The 19386-nt window shown below is 45.5% G+C and carries 14 protein-coding genes; all 14 read left to right on the plus strand.

The features are described 5' to 3' along the window. On the plus strand, positions 1–3726 hold a 3726-nt coding region (locus tag BSI_RS12735), incomplete at its 5' end, for a non-ribosomal peptide synthetase (RefSeq protein WP_032731996.1). Between the two features lie 7 nt (positions 3727–3733). Next, the gene (locus BSI_RS12730; protein WP_080030814.1) at positions 3734–7576 is read left to right on the plus strand and encodes a non-ribosomal peptide synthetase; all 3843 of its coding nucleotides are present in this window, start codon (positions 3734–3736) and stop codon (positions 7574–7576) included. Between the two features lie 109 nt (positions 7577–7685). Next, a complete protein-coding gene (locus tag BSI_RS12725) occupies positions 7686–8078 on the plus strand; it encodes a DUF1360 domain-containing protein (protein ID WP_003238112.1) in 393 nt (130 codons plus the stop codon). Between the two features lie 153 nt (positions 8079–8231). Next, a complete protein-coding gene (locus BSI_RS12720) occupies positions 8232–9764 on the plus strand; it encodes a glycoside hydrolase family 10-like protein (RefSeq protein WP_003238114.1) in 1533 nt (510 codons plus the stop codon). Between the two features lie 117 nt (positions 9765–9881). Further along, positions 9882–10448 carry a GNAT family N-acetyltransferase gene (locus tag BSI_RS12715; protein ID WP_003238116.1) on the plus strand — a complete coding sequence of 189 codons (567 nt, stop codon included), beginning with the start codon at positions 9882–9884 and terminating at the stop codon, positions 10446–10448. A 110-nt stretch (positions 10449–10558) separates the two neighbouring features. Further along, on the plus strand, positions 10559–11140 hold the full coding sequence (locus tag BSI_RS12710; RefSeq protein ID WP_003238118.1) for a TetR/AcrR family transcriptional regulator: 582 nt from the start codon (positions 10559–10561) through the stop codon (positions 11138–11140). Between the two features lie 93 nt (positions 11141–11233). Continuing rightward, positions 11234–11554 (plus strand): DUF5367 family protein, encoded by a 321-nt coding sequence (locus tag BSI_RS12705; RefSeq protein WP_080030829.1) that lies wholly within the window; start codon positions 11234–11236, stop codon positions 11552–11554. A gap of 90 nt (positions 11555–11644) precedes the next feature. Then, positions 11645–12787 (plus strand): acyl-CoA dehydrogenase family protein, encoded by a 1143-nt coding sequence (locus BSI_RS12700; protein ID WP_003238122.1) that lies wholly within the window; start codon positions 11645–11647, stop codon positions 12785–12787. Positions 12788–12828: 41 nt separating this feature from the next. Then, the gene (locus tag BSI_RS12695; protein ID WP_003238124.1) at positions 12829–14478 is read left to right on the plus strand and encodes an AMP-binding protein; all 1650 of its coding nucleotides are present in this window, start codon (positions 12829–12831) and stop codon (positions 14476–14478) included. Between the two features lie 9 nt (positions 14479–14487). Continuing rightward, positions 14488–15822 carry an acetyl-CoA carboxylase biotin carboxylase subunit gene (locus tag BSI_RS12690; RefSeq protein WP_003238126.1) on the plus strand — a complete coding sequence of 445 codons (1335 nt, stop codon included), beginning with the start codon at positions 14488–14490 and terminating at the stop codon, positions 15820–15822. A gap of 14 nt (positions 15823–15836) precedes the next feature. Beyond that, positions 15837–16058 (plus strand): acetyl-CoA carboxylase biotin carboxyl carrier protein subunit, encoded by a 222-nt coding sequence (locus BSI_RS12685; protein ID WP_003238128.1) that lies wholly within the window; start codon positions 15837–15839, stop codon positions 16056–16058. A 14-nt stretch (positions 16059–16072) separates the two neighbouring features. Beyond that, the gene (gene ldeG, locus BSI_RS12680) at positions 16073–16972 is read left to right on the plus strand and encodes a hydroxymethylglutaryl-CoA lyase (protein ID WP_003238130.1); all 900 of its coding nucleotides are present in this window, start codon (positions 16073–16075) and stop codon (positions 16970–16972) included. 20 nt (positions 16973–16992) lie between these two features. Continuing rightward, entirely contained in the window at positions 16993–17775 is a 783-nt protein-coding gene (locus BSI_RS12675) for an enoyl-CoA hydratase (protein ID WP_003238132.1), read from the plus strand. 10 nt (positions 17776–17785) lie between these two features. Next, positions 17786–19321, plus strand: a complete 1536-nt coding sequence (locus BSI_RS12670) for an acyl-CoA carboxylase subunit beta (RefSeq protein WP_080030815.1) — start codon at positions 17786–17788, stop codon at positions 19319–19321. Positions 19322–19386: the final 65 nt, after the last annotated feature.

Here is a 19386-nt window from a genome sequence, read left to right on the forward strand (position 1 = left end):
TTTGTGAACACGCTGGCGCTTCGGACACGCCCGGAGGGCGGGAAGCCGTTTGTGGAGTATTTGCAGGAAGTGCGCGAGACTGCATTGGAAGCGTATGAGCATCAGGATTATCCGTTCGAAGAGCTCGTCGATAAGCTTGGGGTGACGAGGGATATGAGCAGAAACCCGCTGTTTGATGCCATGTTAGTCGTTCAAAATAATGATCACCAGCCATTGCATCTGAATGATTTGCAAATGAAGCCGTCACAAGTTTCTCATCTCGTTTCTAAATTCGATTTGACATTACAAGCATCTGAGGGTGACGGGAACATTTATTTCCATTTTGAATATTCAACCGCACTGTTTGAAAAAACAACTATAGAACGCTGGGCATCGCATTTGACTAATGTACTTAACATCATCGTTAAAAACCCTGAGGTGACACTCAACCATATCGACATCCTGACCCAAGAAGAGTGGAACCAGCTGCTCAATGAGTTTAACACCGGACAAGCGAATCAATACGAAGAACAAACAATTGACCGTTTGTTTGAGCAGCAAGCTGCACGAACTCCAAAAGCTTCTGCACTTGTCAGCGGAGACAAAACACTGACTTATCAAGAGTTGGACGAGTGGTCCAATGGAATCGCTCGTATATTGCGCAGCCGAGGTGTTAAACCGGACACACCAGTAAGCATCATGATGCCTCGTTCGTTCAGCATGATAGCGGCCGTACTTGGTGTTTGGAAAGCAGGAGGCTGTTACGTTCCCATTGATCCGGAATACCCGGTGGAACGGAAACGCTATATCCTCAGCGACAGCGGAACGAAACTGCTTATTACAATAAATGAAGCGGATTGGGGGGCGCTTGCTGATTTTGAAGGAGAAATCTTGACGATAGAGAGCGCGGAGGCATACGACAAATCACCGCTGCCGCAAGTATCGTCTGCTCATCATTTGGCTTATATCATTTATACGTCAGGGACGACGGGCCGTCCAAAAGGGGTGATGGTCGAGCATAAAGGCATTGCCAACACTCTTCAGTGGAGGCGAAACGCTTATGCTTTCAACGAGACAGACGCCATCCTGCAGCTCTTTTCTTTCTCATTTGACGGCTTTTTAACAAGTATGTTCACACCGCTTTTGTCAGGTGCAAAAGCAGTTCTGCTTAAGGAAGAGGAAGCGAAGGACATTCTGGCCATCAAGCATCAGCTGTCTCATCAACGGATTACACATATGATTATTGTGCCTGTTTTATATCGAGCGCTTTTGGATGTATTGCAGCCGGAAGATGTAAAGACGCTTAGAATCGTCACTCTGGCGGGAGAAGCAGCTGACCGCGAATTGATAAACCGTAGCCTGGCCATATGTCCGCACACCGAACTCGCCAACGAATATGGACCGACAGAAAACAGTGTGGCCACTACCGTCATGAGACATATGGAAAAGCAGAAATACGTAAGCATCGGCCAGCCGATTGACGGGACCCAAGTGCTTATTTTAAATGGCAATCATCAGCTTCAGCCAATTGGTGTTGCGGGAGAGCTTTGTATAGCGGGAACGGGGCTTGCAAGAGGGTATATCAACCTTCCGAAGCTGACAGAGAGAGCATTCATCCAGAACCCATACAAACCTGAAATGCGAATGTACCGAACAGGAGACGCCGCCAGATGGATGGCCGACGGAACACTCGAGTATCTGGGAAGAATTGATGAACAAGTCAAAATCAGAGGCTATCGTGTAGAAACGAAAGAAATTGAATCGGTCATCCGTTGTATAAACGGTGTAAAAGACGCCACCGTACTCGCTCATGTAACAGCATCAGGACAAACTGAATTAAGTGCTTATGTTGTGACCGAACCAGAATTGAGCACAGATACGATACGCTTAGAATTACAAAACAAGCTGCCGGTGTTCATGATTCCTGCGTTTATTGAAAAACTGGGCTCACTTCCATTGTCACCAAACGGTAAACTGGATCGCAGAGCACTTCCAAAACCTGTATTCAAGGGTGAAACTGAACGTCCATTCCGCACACCTGCCAGCAAGATGGAACAAATACTGGCGGATATATGGAAGGAAGTACTGGGGGCAGAAAAAATCGGAACAGCTGATTCATTCTTTGAGCTTGGAGGAGATTCGATCAAAGCGTTACAGGTTTCCGCACGGCTTCACCGGATAGGAAAGCAGATGGCAGTGAAAGATTTGTTCAGCCACCCGACCATTCAAGAATTGGCAGCTTATATCCGGGATTCAGATACAAGTTCCAGCCAAGCTCCGGTTGAGGGAGACGTACAATGGTCGCCTGTTCAAAAATGGTTTCTTTCTCAAGATATAAAAGAAAAACACCATTTTAATCAGTCCGTTATGCTGCATCGAAGCACCTCTGTACAAGAAGACGCACTTCGCAAAACTTTAAAAGCAATAACGTGTCATCATGATGCGCTGCGGATGGTGTTTACACAGAATGAACAAGGAAAGTGGAGTCAATATAATCGGCCGCTCAGTCATTCGGACGAAGCGCTGTATGGCCTTCACATTGTTGATTTACAAAATCCAGACTGTACTGACGGGAATAGATCGTATGAGCCTCTTATCAAACGCCATGTACGTGATATTCAGCAGAAAATGGATTTGAAGAATGGCCCGCTGCTGCAAGCCGGTCTTTTCCGCACAACTGACGGTGATTTCTTATTTTTATCTGCTCATCACTTCGTCGTTGACGGCATCTCGTGGCGGGTTCTGCTTGAGGATTTGGCTTTAGGCTATCGCCAAGCTGCAGGCGGGGAAGATATCCAGCTTCCGCCTAAAACAAGCTCATTCAAAGCGTACACAAAAAAGCTCTCTGACTATGCGGGAAGCCAGCAGCTTATGAAACAGTTCAAGTATTGGCGTGAAACCGAAGAATATGAAACAGAAGCACTGCCTTTTGATCAAATCGACGGAACCATAGCAAACGAGAGTAAACGTTCCACGGTTTCGTTTACATTAAGCGATAAAGAGACAGCTGCGCTTTTAAAAGATGCCAACAGCGCATATAACACAGATACTCAGGATATGCTGCTTGCTTCTGTTATTCTTGCGCTGTCCCATTGGACCAATCAATCCGCCTTCAAACTATCATTAGAGAGCCACGGGCGAGAGGATGTATTAGACGGAATAGATGTGAGCCGTACGGTTGGATGGTTTACCGCCATTTATCCATTATTGGTTAACCTGAACTCAGATCTGCCTGATCCGGAGGAATATATGGTTCATGTACTAAAAACAACAAAAGATACACTGAGACGCGTACCGGACAAAGGATTCGGCTACGGTGTCATCAAATATTTGACTCCGCCTGACAAAAAAGACATCGATTTCACAGGTTCGCCAGAAATCAGCTTCAATTATCTGGGTCAGTTTGAAAGCGGCAGCACAGCTGAAGGACCTGAGGAGGACGCCTTCTCTTTCTCTCCGCTGGGTGCCGGGGACGATATCAGCGCAACATGGAATCGTGAACAGTCGCTGGATATCAGCGCAATCGCCGCAGAAGGAAAAATGGCTGTCAACATGACTTATGACAATACCCGCTTTCAGCGCAAAACGATGGAACAGCTTAGCGAGTATTGCCGTCAATTTTTATTACAGCTGATCGAACACTGCCAGAACAAAAGAGAAACAGAAAAGACGATCAGCGATTTTGATGATCAAGAACTGACCGAGGACGCGCTGCAAGAGATTGCTGATATGCTCAGTTTTCACTAATGAATCCGTGAAGAAAGGTGCAGACACTATGGATAACATCACAAAAATCAAGAACATTTATCCTCTGAGTCATATGCAGGAGGGAATGCTGTTTCATTCCTTCCTTCGTAAAGAGGAGGGGGCGTATGTTGAGCAGTCGCTCTTCACCATCAAAGGAAGCCTAAGCTATGACTGGTTTCAGCGCAGTATTCAAGCCATCATCGACCGCCATGATATTTTCAGAACCGTATTTTTGCCGCACGTCCCGCATTTGTCGGGACCTCGGCAAGTCGTAATGACAGAACGCGAATTCCATTTGTACAGCGAAGACATTTCCCATCTGCAAATAAACGACCAGAATGAGTTTATTGATTGTTTTAAGGAGAAGGACAAGCAGAAAGGCTTTGATTTACAAAAAGACATGCTGATGCGGATTTCTCTATTCAAAACAGCTGAAGATGAGCATGTCTGTCTCTGGAGTCACCATCACATTTTAATGGACGGCTGGTGCCTCGGCATCGTTCTGCAGGAATTTATGCAAATTTATCAATCTATCCATGCAGGAAAACCACTTTCTTTGGACCCTGTCCGTCCTTACAGCACCTATATTTCCTGGCTGACAAACCGAGACAAAGAAACAGCTGCGGAGTACTGGGGTTCCTATTTAAAAAACTACAGCACTCCATCACCTCTGCCTCGTGTGTCTGATGAAGAAAAAAAAGAAGGTTATCACCGTGAAGATTTGATATTTTCATTAAATAAACCACTGACAGACAAGCTGAAAGAGACTGCCAAACAACACGGCGTCACGCTTGCCACCCTTATTCAGGCAGTCTGGGGCGTGATGCTACAGCAATATAACCGCACAGACGACGTTGTATTTGGCGCAGTTGTATCAGGCAGACCGTCAGAAATTCCGGGCGTGGAGCAAATGATAGGGTTGTTTATCAATACCATTCCGGTTCGGATTAAAACACATCAAGACGAAACGTTTCAAGAGCTGCTCAGACGCTGCCAGAAAGAAATGCTGGAAGCTGAGCCGTTCACCTGCCAGCCTTTATTTGATATCCAGGCAAACACCGCTTTAAAACAGGAACTGATTGATCACATTATTGTATTTGAAAACTATCCGTTACAGCAGAAAATCGCCGATTCAGCTGATCGCGCCGATTCACCATTGCAAATCGATCAAGTTAAGGTATCCGAGCAATCAGGATATAACTTTAACCTTGTCGTTGCTCCCGGGGAAGAACTTGTTATTAAGTTCAGCTATAATGCGTTTGTTTACGATGCTGCATGGATCAGCTGTATCAAGAGGCAATTGACACAAGCACTAAGCACAGCGGCACAGCACCCTGATATTCCCATTGCAGATTTTTCTTTTCTTGATGTAACAGAAAAAGAGCAGATTGTCACACAGTTCAACAATACAAAAACAGAGTATCCAAAGAATCATACAATCATAGATTTATTTCGTGAACAAGCAGAAGAGACGCCAGACCATACCGCACTTGTGTATGATAATATGTCTTTTTCGTATGAAGAGCTTGATAAACGCTCTAATGCACTTGCCAGAGAGTTATACCAAAATGGGTTTCGGAAAAACGAGACAGCCGGAATATTGGCTGCTCATTCTCCTGAATTTATTATCAGTGTGCTTGCTGTTTTAAAAGCAGGGGGAGTATACCTCCCGCTTGATGCTGAGCTTCCGCCTGAACGGGTCAGCTTTATGCTCGAGGAAACGCAGGCAAAAATGCTGATTGTTCAAAAGGGGCTGGAGCAAAACGCTGCGTTCTCAGGAACATGTATTACTTCAGATGCACAGACATTGATGGAAGAAAACCATATCCCTATCAATATTGGCTCCAGCCCGGATGATCTTGCATACATCATGTATACCTCAGGATCAACAGGCCGGCCGAAAGGCGTCATGATCACGAATCGCAATGTCGTGTCCCTTGTCAGCAATAGCAATTACACGTCTGCGTCCGTTGATGACCGGTTTATTCTGACTGGATCTATCAGCTTTGACGCCGTCACCTTTGAAATGTTCGGGGCGCTTTTACATGGTGCAAGCCTTCATATCATTGATAAATCGACAATGCTGTCACCTGATCGGTTTGGGACGTATTTGCTTGAAAATGACATCACAGTGCTATTTTTAACAACGGCTCTTTTTAATCAGCTGGCTCAGGCTCAAGCAGACATGTTCCGCGGGCTCCATACGTTATATGTCGGCGGAGAAGCGCTCTCGCCTGCCCTTATGAATGCTGTCAGACACGCCTGTCCAGATCTGGCACTTCACAATATTTACGGGCCTACGGAAAACACGACATTTTCAACCTTTTTTGAGATGAAAAGGGACTATGCGGGGCCGATTCCGATCGGAAAACCAATCAGCAATAGCACCGCTTTCATCTTAGATGCAAAAGGGCGTCTTTTGCCAATAGGCGTTCCCGGCGAGCTTTGTGTCGGCGGCGACGGGGTCGCAAAAGGCTATTTGAACAGAGATGACCTGACAAAGGCTGTTTTTTCTCCCCATCCATTCTTGTCTGGAGAAAGAATATATCGTACCGGTGATTTCGCGCGCTGGCTGCCTGATGGAAACTTAGAATACATCAGCAGGATTGACAGGCAGATTAAAATCCGCGGAAAACGAATTGAGCCCGCCGAAATTGAAGCTCGCCTGTTAGAAATGGAAGGCGTTCAGGAAGCGGCAGTGACATTGAGAGAAAAAGATGGAGAGGCGCAGCTGTACACTCATTACGTCGGTGATGACAAACGAACAGAAACGGATATCCGCGCCGATTTGGCGCGTGTGCTCCCAGACTATATGATCCCGCAGCACTGGGTGCGTGTGGAGCGGATGCCGCTTACCGGAAACGGAAAAATAGACCGCAGCGCTCTTCCTATTCCAGCAAACAAGTCTGACAAACGACAGGACATCACATTGCCAAGAAACTTGGTTGAAGAAGAATTGGCGAACATTTGGAAGAATGTCCTCGGTGTCAACACAATCAGTATTGATGATGACTTCTTTGCTCTTGGCGGACATTCACTAAAAGCGCTGCAGGTCATACACACACTGAAGCACCAGCAGCAAATTGACATACCGATTGATTTCTTGTTCGAACATCCGACAATTGCTCAGCTTGCCGAAAAACTTTATTCCAAACAGCTGACAGCGGCAGATGAACAGCATGTGATCAAACTGAATCAGCACGGTGCGCAAAATCTTTTTTGCTTCCCGCCGATATCAGGCTTTGGCATTTATTTCAAAGAACTTGCTTTATTGCTGAATGACAAGGCAGCTGTATACGGATTTCACTTTATTGAACATGACAACCGCATTGAACAATATGTCAATTGCATGACGGACATACAGCCTGATGGCCCATATGTTTTATTAGGCTACTCTGCAGGCGGAAACCTGGCTTTTGAAGTGGCACAGGCTATGGAACGCAGAGGATTGGAAGTCAGTGACTTCATTATCGTGGACGCTTATTTAAAAGAACAGCCTTTGTCTATGGATACCGGCAATGACGAATCTGCAGCATACCTGCCTGAAGCAGTCAGAGAAAAGGTGATGAAGAAAAAAAGAAACTATCAGGAATATTGGGCGCAGTTGCTGAATAAAGGACACATCAAAGCAAACATTCATTTCATCGAAGCTGGAGTCCAAACTGAAACCAGCGGGCATACAGGCTTAATGAAATGGAAAGGCGCTGCCTACGGAAACTACAGCGAATATACTGGTTTTGGCGCTCACAAAGACATGCTGGAAGGCGCATATGCTGAAAAGAACGCTGACATCATCCTTGACATTTTAGACAAGATCACTTCAAATCAAGCAATACTGCACAAACGATAAAGCGGACTAGCGGACAGAGGCCATTCTCTGTCCGTCTTTCTTTTTGTATCAAGAATGGATAAGGGACACTTGGGAATGATAACATCATCCTTTTTCTTGGAGGCTTCTCATGGACCATCTTTCTTGGCTTACTTTTATCATGCTGATTCTTGCCAGTTACAGGCTGACACATTTGATTGTATTCGACAAAATCACGGAATTTATCCGGAAACCATTTATGAAAAAGAAAAGGATCGTTGATCAAAACGGGCATGTGAACGAAAAAAGCGTGCCGGCTTCTAACTTTGGATACATGCTGAACTGCTACTGGTGTGCCGGCGTTTGGTGTGCCATCTTGATCGGGCTGGGCTATCTCTTTTTGCCTCGTATTGCAGTTCCAGTGATCTTTATTTTAGCCATCGCAGGAGCACAGGCGATTCTTGAAACAGCTGTCGGTGTCGGCGTGAAACTCATTGATGTGTTAAAGAGCCTGCAAACTATGATAAATGATAAAAAGTCCTAAAGCAGAGGAATAAAATGCTTCAGGACTTTTTTATTTATCTGGTGATATAGACATAAATCCTGATTTCTTCCATTCGATTAAGCACCCTTTTACAGCCCGGGAATACCGTAATAGCGAATAGTGAAAGTGATGTAATGGGGGAGAAGAAACAGAATGAAGGTTTGTCAAAAGTCGATTGTCCGTTTCCTTGTCAGCTTGATCATCGGAACGTTTGTCATATCCGTTCCGTTTATGGCCAATGCGCAGCCGGACAGGGAACTGAGAGCCGTATGGATTGCTTCCGTATTAAACATTGATTGGCCGTCAAAAAAAGGTTTATCAGTGGAAGAGCAAAAGCAGGAGTATATCAAACTGCTGGACGATGTACAAAAAATGGGGATGAATGCCGTTATTGTTCAGATTAAACCGACGGCAGATGCCTTTTATCCGTCCGCTTACGGACCTTGGTCTGAATACTTAACCGGTGTCCAAGGGAAAGACCCTGGCTATGATCCGCTAGCATTTATGATTGAAGAAACCCATAAACGAAATTTAGAATTTCACGCATGGTTTAATCCTTACCGTATTACGATGAATCATACGGACCTCAATAAATTGTCTGAGGATCACCCCGCAAGAAAGCATCCAGACTGGGTTGCCGCTTACGGAAAACAGCTTTATTATCATCCGGGCATTCCTGAAGCGAGAGATTTTATCGTTAAAGGCATTGAAGAAGTCGTAAAACGTTATGATATCGATGCCGTTCATATGGATGATTATTTTTACCCTTATAAAATAGCCGGACAGGAATTTCCTGATCAAGCACAGTATGAGCAATACGGAAAAGACGATTTTTCCAACGTTGATGACTGGCGGCGGGATAACGTGAACCAGCTTGTCAAACAAATCAACCAAACAATTAAAGCTGCAAAGCCATATGTCAAATTCGGCATCAGTCCCTTTGGCGTATGGAGAAACGCGGCAGATGACCCGACCGGATCGAATACCAAGGCAGGCGTCAGAAATTATGACGACCTTTATGCAGATACGAGACATTGGATTCAAGAAGGCGACATCGATTATATTGCCCCGCAAATCTATTGGAGCATCGGCTTTAACGCAGCAGCTTACGACGTGCTGGCTGATTGGTGGAGCAAAGAAGTCAAGAATAGGCCTGTTCATTTATATATTGGCCAGGCAGCTTATAAAATCAATAATAACTTTGATCCGCCATGGTCCGACCCCGAGGAGTATGTAAGACAAATCACCTTAAACCGTCAGCTTGATCTTGTAAAAGGAAGTATGCATTTCAGCCTCAAAGACCTCAACAAAAATCCGCTTGGCATCAAAGACAGGCTCATCACCGAGCTTTACAGCCAGCCGGCATTGGTTCCGCAGATGCCTTGGCTTGACAGCACAGCCCCAAAAATGCCAAAGCTTACGAAAGTGACCGAAAACAAAAACGGCAACCTTCTGCACATGAAAGATCACCCATCAAATCAAAAAACGAAAGAAACAGCCTATTATGCGATATACAGAGCCGAAGGGGAAAAGAACAAAACATTGCTGGCAACCTCGAGAAAGACAAATGAGCAGCAAACCTTCTTAGATGACACGGCAGATCCAAACACGAAGTATACGTATTATGTCACTTCAGCAGACCGACTTCATAACGAAAGCAAGGCTTCCAAACGAAAGACAAAATAAGAAATGAGTAGGACGGCTTTCTAAGTCGTCTTTTTTTAAAAAAAGTTATTGTGGAGACAGGATACTTAAGATAAGCCGCTGAATTTGTTAAAGAAAAAAAGCGAGGGAGAGACTCACATGAATATGGAAGCGGTTTTTGGACATTTCCCAGTATTGGAATCTGAGAATTTAATATTAAGTAAAATCGAAGAGGAGCACGTACAGGATGTATTTTCAATCTACGATAATGACAAAGTATTCGAATACTGCGGCATCATCCCTAAACATAACATAAAAACGGTACATAAAATGATCGGCCATTTTGATAGGGATTACAACAAAAAAAGCAGAATTAAGTGGGGGATTTTTTCGAAAAGTCAAGAGAATACGTTGATGGGAGTCATTGAAGCGATGGATTTTAACCAAAAAGTAAACATGGTAACGATTGGCTACTACTTGGCTGAAGAATACTGGGGGAAAGGCATTGCAACGGAATCCGTCAGCACGGTGATCTCCTTTTTATTTGAGAAAGCCAATGTAAACAGAATTCAAGCTGAAGTCATGCCTGCAAATGAAGCTTCAAAAAAAATCCTCTTAAAAAACAATTTTATGAAAGAAGGATTAGTCAGACAAGCTTCCTATTGGTCAGGAAAAGGAGTTGTCGATTTAGAAATATACGGCATTCTTAAGAACGAATACATATAAAACTTTCTTTTTTCAAAAAAGAAAGTTTTCAGCAGAAATCTCATGTGTACCATATTATAGTACTTTTAAAAGTTAGTTATTCAACTAACTAATTCATAAGGAGGAGCTTCATGGCAAAACCAAATGTCATTTCCAAAGAAACACTCATTGAATCAGCCAAGAAATGCATCTCAGAAAACGGGTTAGAAAAACTGACGTTAAAATCAGTTGCGGAACAAGCAAATGTCAGCCAAGGCACGGTTTATTATCATTTCCGAACGAAAGAAAAACTCATGCTGGAGGTGGTTCGCCACGTATGCGGCAGCTCATGGGCGAACGTAAAGAACAGTCGGCTCCCGTCAATCGAAAAGATGAGAGAGGCATTGCTGTCAGCAAAATTTCGAACGAAAGAAAATGCAGATTATCATCGGTTATTTTTAACGCTGATCGTATCAAGCTTTCAAAATGAACAAATCAAAGAGCAGCTAAGTCATCTGCTACAATCGGAAAATCAATATCTGACAAAAGAGCTCACTCAATTGTGGGGCGAATCTCCAATTGATGGCGTTTCCTTAACAGCCTGGGGAATAATGCTGAATGCTTTAATTGACGGCCTTGCCATACAGTCTCTCATTTCCGATGATTTTCCATCAGAAGATGTTTATCAGGAACTCGAATTGATGCTGCTGAAGCTGACTGAAAAAATGACGTAACACGAAAGGAGACCAAACATGTTTACTCAAAAATTAGGTCTTGTCCTTACATTTTCATTTCTAGTCTGGTTAGGTGCTACATTATTTTTTGTCCTGCTCGGAGACGCTGTTTTAGCTGATCCGGCCGAAGAACCTTTTTTGCTGAACTTTCTTCTCCTGGAAGCGGGCACCGCTCTCGTTTTATGCCTTGTGTTCTTTCTCTATCAAAAACTCGATCGATCACAGTACGCTGTCATCAAGCTCGGTATATGGGGATCAGCGATCGGGTTATTGATTGACACGTTTTCCCTTTGGAATCATCCCATCCTCTTTCCAGCACTATCAAAGGGGCAAGTCATTGCATTTGCCATATGGATGGTATGCGCCTATGCCATGTATTTGCTCATCCCGTTGATGTTTTCATATAAAAAATGATTCAGTTTTAATTTTCAGACTTCTTTTGTCAGGGAATGATTACAGAACTCGCCTAATAGGATGTTACAAAGATGTGAAGGAGGAACCCACGTGAATTTTGACCTGACAAAAGAACAGCAAATGGTGCGTGAAATGGTAAAGGATTTTGCGAAAAAGGAGATTGCTCCTCACGCTGAACATGTGGATCAAACGGGCGAGTTCCCGATCCAAACATTTAAAAAAATGGGTGAACTCGGGCTGATGGGCATCCCATTTCCAGAAGATTACGGCGGTTCGGGAGGAGATACGGTTTCATATGCCTTAGCGGTTGAAGAAATCGGCAAAGCCTGCGGCAGTACTGGATTAAGCTATGCTGCTGCGGTCTCGCTCGGCGCAAGCCCTCTTTATTACTTCGGAACAGAAGAACAAAAACGTGCGCATTTGACGCCGCTGGCTTCGGGAAAAGCACTCGGATCATTCGGCCTGACGGAACCAAATGCCGGATCAGATGCAGGAGGCACTCAAACAAAAGCGGTTACAAATGGTGACGAGTATGTGATCAACGGCGAAAAATGCTGGATCACGAATGCAAGCTACGCACGTACGGTGATTGTGACCGCAGTAACAGGCAAAAACAAAGACGGAAAAAACATCATCTCCGCATTGATCGTGCCAACTGACACACCCGGACTTACGATTACGAGCCCGTACGATAAAATGGGCGTCCGGGGTTCAAATACAGCGGAAATTTTGCTTGAGGATGTCAGAGTGCCTGCGGGCAACTTACTCGGCGATCCAACAAAAGGTTTTAAGCAGTTTCTATATACGCTGGACGGCGGACGGATCTCCATCGCTGCTCTTGCAGTCGGCATCGCCCAAGCGGCACTTGAAGCATCATTGGCATACGCGAAAGAACGAAAGCAGTTCGGACAGCCGATTTCTTCCTTTCAGGCGATTCAATTTAAGCTTGCCGACATGGCGATGGAAATTGATCTAGCCCGGCAAATGGTGTTAAAAGCTGCTTGGCTGAAAGACCATCACCGCCCATTCACAAAAGAAGCGGCGTATGCCAAGCTGTTTGCATCTGAAATGGCGACAAGGGCTTGCAATCAAGCCATTCAAATCCATGGAGGTTCAGGCTACATGAAAGAATATGGGGTAGAACGGATGCTGCGGGACGCAAAATTAATGGAAATCGGTGAAGGCACATCTGAAATTCAGCGTATCGTGATCGCCAGACAGCTTTTAAAATAAAATGTAAACGCTTTCGATCACTTGGAAAGGAGGAACATTGCATGGCTGAACTCATCCATTCCACAATCGGCAGACTGCTGGAACAAATCGCTGAAACCTATCCCGATCAAGAAGCGGTTGTTTATCCAGACAGAAATATCCGCTATACGTACGCCCAATTTAACAGTCTGTGCCGTCAAACCGCTAAAGGACTTATGCGGATGGGGCTTGGGAAAGGAGACCACGTAGCCATATGGGCTTCGAATATCCCCGAATGGCTTGCCGTTCAGTTCGCCACCGCGAAAATCGGAGCCGTGCTCGTTACCGTCAATACCAATTATCAAGCACACGAGCTCGATTACTTGCTGAAGCAATCAGATGCTGCGGCGCTTATTGTCATGGATTCTTACCGGGGCACTTCTTACACAGATATCGTGAACAGCCTAATTCCAGAGTCGCAGGAAGCAAAGCCCGGCCAGCTGAACTCAGAACGTTATCCCTTTTTAAAAACGCTCATTTATATTGGCGAAAAACGTTTGCCTGGCATGTATCATTGGGACGATACAGAGATATTGGCGAAAACAGTGACGGATGCTGAGCTGGAAGCAAGAATGAACAGCCTTGAAAAAGACGATGTGATTAATATGCAATACACATCAGGAACGACTGGATTTCCTAAAGGAGTGATGCTGACCCATTTTAATGTCATCAATAACGCTGCCAATATCGCTGAATGTATGGCATTAACCTCTCAAGACCGCATGTGCATCCCGGTTCCATTTTTTCACTGCTTCGGATGCGTGCTCGGGGTTTTGGCGTGTGTGTCCGTCGGGGCAGCCATGATACCTGTACAAGAATTTGATCCGGTTACCGTCCTTAAAACGGTAGAAAAAGAGAAATGCACAGCGCTCCACGGCGTGCCGACCATGTTTATCGCAGAGCTGCATCATCCGGATTTTGAAGCATATGATTTATCGACGCTCCGAACAGGCATCATGGCCGGTTCTCCCTGTCCGAGTGAAGTGATGAAAGCTGTCATTGAAAAGATGGGCATGAAAGACATTACCATCGCCTATGGTCAAACTGAAGCCTCACCGGTCATTACGCAAACAAGGGCAAATGATTCCTTCATCCGGAGGGTCGAAACAACCGGCCGTGCCCTGCCTCATGCAGAAGTGAAAATCGTAGAACCCGGGACATGTCAAGAAGTTCAAAGAGGCGTGCAAGGAGAGCTATGCACCCGCGGCTACCACGTCATGAAAGGCTATTATAAAGACGAAGAAGCGACTAGAAAAGCAATCAATCCCGACGGATGGCTATTCACCGGTGATCTTGCTGTCATGGATGAAGACGGGTACTGCCGCATCACCGGAAGATTAAAAGACATGCTCATTAGAGGCGGCGAGAACATTTATCCGCGGGAAATCGAAGAATTCCTATACCGGCATCCTGCTATTTTAGATGTACAGGTCGTTGGTGTGCCTGACGCCAAATTCGGGGAGGAGGCCGCAGCCTGGATTAAACTGAAAGATGGAAAAAGCGTTTCACCTGAAGAGCTTAAAGCCTATTGCAAAGGGAAAATCGCCCGCCACAAAATTCCGCGTTATGTTATTTTTACAGACGACTATCCGATGACAGCTTCAGGCAAAATTCAAAAATATAAACTGCGTGAAAAAACGATTGAAATGTACCGCTTATCATCATGTCAATGAGGTGAAGTCATGTTTACAAAAGTACTGATCGCCAACCGCGGAGAAATTGCAATGAGAATTATCCGAACGTGCAGCCGTCTCGGCATCAAAACGGCTGCGGTTTTTTCTGAAGCAGACCGAGACGCGCTCCATACAAAGGAAGCCACAGAGTCCTATTTAATTGGGGAATCAAGAGTCAGTGAAAGCTATTTAAATATAGAGAGAATCATAGAGACGGCGAAAAAAGCAAACGCCGACGCCATCCATCCCGGCTACGGGTTATTATCAGAAAACAGCCGATTCGCAGAACGCTGCAAGCAAGAAAACATCGTGTTTATCGGACCTTCACCCGATATCATTGCAAAAATGGGCAGCAAAATTGAAGCACGAAAAGCAATGGAGGCTGCAGGTGTCCCTGTCGTTCCCGGTGTTTCTGAATCCCTCGGAGACGTACAGGCAGCCTGTCACGCTGCAAATCAAATCGGCTACCCTGTCATGCTGAAAGCTTCAGCGGGCGGAGGAGGCATCGGAATGCAGCTTGTAAAAAACGAGGAAGCATTAATAAAGGCGTACGAGGGGAACAAAAAGCGCGCAGCAGATTTTTTCGGTGACGGATCGATGTATATAGAGAAAGTGATTGAACATGCCCGCCACATCGAAGTTCAGCTTTTGGCCGATCAGCACGGCCATACAGTACACCTGTTTGAACGCGATTGCTCTGTACAAAGGCGGCATCAAAAGGTCATTGAAGAAGCGCCGTCATCATTTTTAGACGATGAATTGAGAATGAAGATCGGGCAAACGGCCGTAAAAGCAGCAAAAGCGATCAGCTATACAAACGCGGGCACCATCGAATTTTTAGTTGACCCGAACCAAAACTTTTACTTCCTCGAAATGAATACGAGATTGCAGGTTGAACACCCCGTGACTGAAGAAATAACAGGCCTGGACTTAGTTGAGCAGCAGCTGCGGATTGCTGCGGGCCATACACTCACATTCTCACAGGAAGACATCAAACGAAACGGGCATGCGATAGAGGTCCGAATATATGCGGAAGATCCCAAGACCTTCTATCCGTCACCGGGTACAATCACTGCATTTTCACTCCCTGACCAAAAAGGAGTCAGACACGAGTGTGCAGTAGCAAAAGACAGCACCGTCACTCCTTTTTATGACCCGATGATCGCCAAAATGATTGTCAAAGGCCAAAACAGAGCGGAGGCAATTGAAAAACTGGAGACAGCGCTCCGTAACTACCGGATAGAGGGAATCAAAACAAATCTCCCGCTTCTCATACAGGCTGCTTCATCAAAAGCATTTAAAGAAGGGGATGTCACGACTGACTTTTTGAAACAACACCTATAAAGGAGGCAGTTGTCATGACAGTTAAGATACAAATGGCGGGAAACCTGTGGAAAGTGCACGTCAAAGCTGGCGACCAAATTGAAAAAGGCCAGGAAGTTGCCATTTTGGAATCAATGAAAATGGAAATTCCGATCGTTGCAGACAGAAGCGGAACCGTAAAAGAAGTCAAAAAAAATGAGGGCGATTTCGTGAATGAAGGAGACGTGCTGCTCGAACTGAGCGATTCCACTCAATAAACTGGAGGAAGACAATGTCATATCCTAAAAAAGTGAAAATCAAAGAAGTCGGCCCGCGTGACGGCTTACAAAACGAGTCCGTCTGGATCGCAACAGAAGACAAAATCGCTTGGATCAACCAGCTTTCCCGGACTGGACTTTCATATATCGAAATCACATCCTTCGTTCACCCAAAATGGATTCCGGCACTTCGAGATGCTATAGACGTGGCAAAAGGCATAGACCGTGTAAAAGGGGTAACGTACGCGGCACTTGTCCCGAATCAGAAGGGGCTGGAGAATGCGCTTGAAGGAGGCATTGACGAAGCTTGTGTCTTTATGTCTGCAAGCGAGACGCACAATAGAAAAAACATCAATAAATCCACTTCTGAAACTCTTCAAATTCTTAAACAAGTAAACGATGACGCAAAAAAAGCAAACCTCACAACAAGAGCCTACCTCTCAACCGTTTTCGGCTGTCCGTACGAAAAAAATGTCCCCATTGAACAAGTCATTCGCCTTTCTGAAGCCCTATTTGAATTCGGGATTTCTGAACTGTCGCTTGGAGATACGATCGGAGCGGCAAATCCCGCTCAAGTTGAAACCGTGCTTGAAGCTCTTTTGGCACGATTTCCGGCCAATCAAATTGCCCTGCATTTTCATGATACGAGAGGAACGGCGCTGGCAAACATGGTCACAGCACTCCAAATGGGCATCACTGTGTTCGACGGCTCAGCAGGCGGGCTTGGTGGCTGCCCATATGCTCCAGGTTCGTCAGGAAACGCCGCAACTGAGGATATCGTGTACATGCTTGAACAGATGGATATCAAAACCAATATAAAGCTGGATAAACTGCTATCCGCAGCCAAATGGATAGAAGAGAAAATAGGCAAACAGCTGCCGAGCCGAAATTTACAGGTATTTAAATCATCTTGATTAAAGAGAGGACAAAAACAATGGGAGAATCTATTCTTTTTACTGTCCAAAATGATCACATTGCCGTGATCACCTTAAACAGGCCTCAGGCGGCAAATGCTCTTTCAGCGGAAATGCTTAGAAGCCTGCAATTGATTCTTCAGGAAATTGAATTCAACTCAAACATCCGCTGCGTTATCCTCACAGGCACCGGTGAAAAAGCGTTTTGCGCGGGGGCAGATCTGAAAGAACGGATAAAACTGAAAGAAGATCAGGTTCTGGAAAGTGTATCTCTCATTCAAAGAACCGCGGCTTTACTTGAATCCTTGCCGCAGCCGGTCATAGCTGCGATAAACGGAAGCGCATTAGGCGGCGGGCTTGAATTGGCATTGGCATGCGACCTTCGAATCGCAGCTGAATCTGCTGTGCTGGGCCTTCCAGAAACAGGGTTAGCCATTATCCCAGGCGCCGGAGGAACCCAAAGGCTGCCGCGTCTGATTGGCAGAGGAAAAGCAAAAGAATTAATTTATACTGGCACACGTGTAACTGCACACAAAGCAAAAGAGATAGGCCTTGTAGAGCATGTCACGGCTTCTTGTGACCTCATGCCAAAAGCAGAAGAGCTGGCCGCAGCCATTTCTGCTAACGGGCCGATCGCTGTCCGTCAGGCTAAATTCGCAATCAATAAAGGGTTGGAGACAGATCTCGCTACAGGTCTGGCGATTGAACAAAAAGCATATGAACATACCATTCCGACAAAAGACAGGAGAGAAGGGCTTCAGGCGTTTCAAGAAAAAAGACGGGCCGTATACAAGGGAATATAAAAGGGAGGCAATGCTCATGGATTATGAAAAGGAACGAACAGAACGGGCTGAACAGATACGAAAAGGAGGGGCGGAAAAGTATCATAAGAGCAACCAAGAAAAAGGCAAGCTCTTTGTCAGAGAGCGGCTTGCTCTTTTGTTTGACGATGACATCGAGCTTGAAGACGCTTTTTTTGCGGAATGCATGTCAGACGGGCTTCCCGCTGACGGAGTCGTAACCGCCATCGGCAAAATCAGCGGCCAAACCGTCTGTGTGATGGCAAATGATTCAACGGTTAAAGCAGGGTCATGGGGAGCGAAAACCGTTGAAAAAATCATCAGAATTCAAGAAACAGCCGAAAAATTAAACTGTCCGCTCATCTATTTAGTCGATTCAGCGGGTGCCAGAATCACCGACCAAATCAATGTCTTTCCAGGGAGACGCGGTGCAGGAAGAATTTTTTACAATCAAGTCAAATTATCGGGACGCATTCCGCAAATCTGCTTGCTTTTCGGCCCGTCTGCGGCAGGAGGCGCTTATATTCCAGCCTTCTGTGACATTGTCGTCATGGTAGATGGTAACGCCTCCATGTATTTAGGCTCGCCGCGGATGGCAGAAATGGTCATTGGCGAAAAAGTGTCCCTCGAAGAAATGGGAGGCGCCCGTATGCATTGCTCAATCTCAGGGTGCGGAGATATTCTTGCAAAAACTGAAGAAGAAGCCATACGTCTGGCACGGGCTTATTTATCGTACTTTCCGGCAAATTATCAAGAAAAAGCGCCCATGCAAAAGAAACGCCCGCCAAAACACTTCGACATCCCGCTTGCCGACGTCATTCCGCAAAACCAAAATGCACCTTTTGATATGCATGAGCTGATTGAGCGGGTCATTGATGAAGGCTCATTTTTTGAAATCAAAGCTTTATTTGCACCAGAATTAATAACGGGCCTCGCACGAATCCAAGGACAGCCTGTCGGTATTATTGCAAATCAGCCAAAGGTAAAAGGAGGCGTCTTATTCCACGATTCCGCAGACAAAGCGGCTAAGTTTATTACCTTATGTGACGCGTTTCATATCCCATTGCTGTTCTTAGCAGATATCCCCGGCTTTATGATCGGCACAAAGGTAGAACAAGCGGGTATTATCAGGCACGGGGCAAAAATGATTTCAGCGATGTCGGAGGCAACCGTCCCTAAGCTCTCTGTCATTGTCCGAAAAGCATACGGTGCGGGGTTGTACGCAATGGCTGGGCCGGCCTTTGAACCGGATTGCTGCTTAGCGCTCCCAACCGCCCAAATCGCCGTCATGGGCCCTGAAGCAGCTGTAAATGCCGTCTATGCTAAAAAAATCACCGAGCTGCCGAAAGAAGAGAGAGCCCAATTCATCAGCAGCAAACGGGAGGAATATAAAGAGGACATTAATATATACCGCCTGGCTTCAGAAATGATCATCGATGCCGTGATCCCAGCCAATTCGCTGCGGGATGAGCTGGACAAACGGCTAAAGGCATACATGACAAAGGAAATGACATTTACAAATCGAAAGCATCCGGTGTATCCGGTATAAAAGCAATGACTCAGGAGCGTAAAAAAGCGCTCCTTTTAATGTTTACAATAATTACATTATGTAAA

The sequence above is a fragment of the Bacillus inaquosorum KCTC 13429 genome (assembly GCF_000332645.1).
GTDB classification, from domain to species: domain Bacteria; phylum Bacillota; class Bacilli; order Bacillales; family Bacillaceae; genus Bacillus; species Bacillus inaquosorum.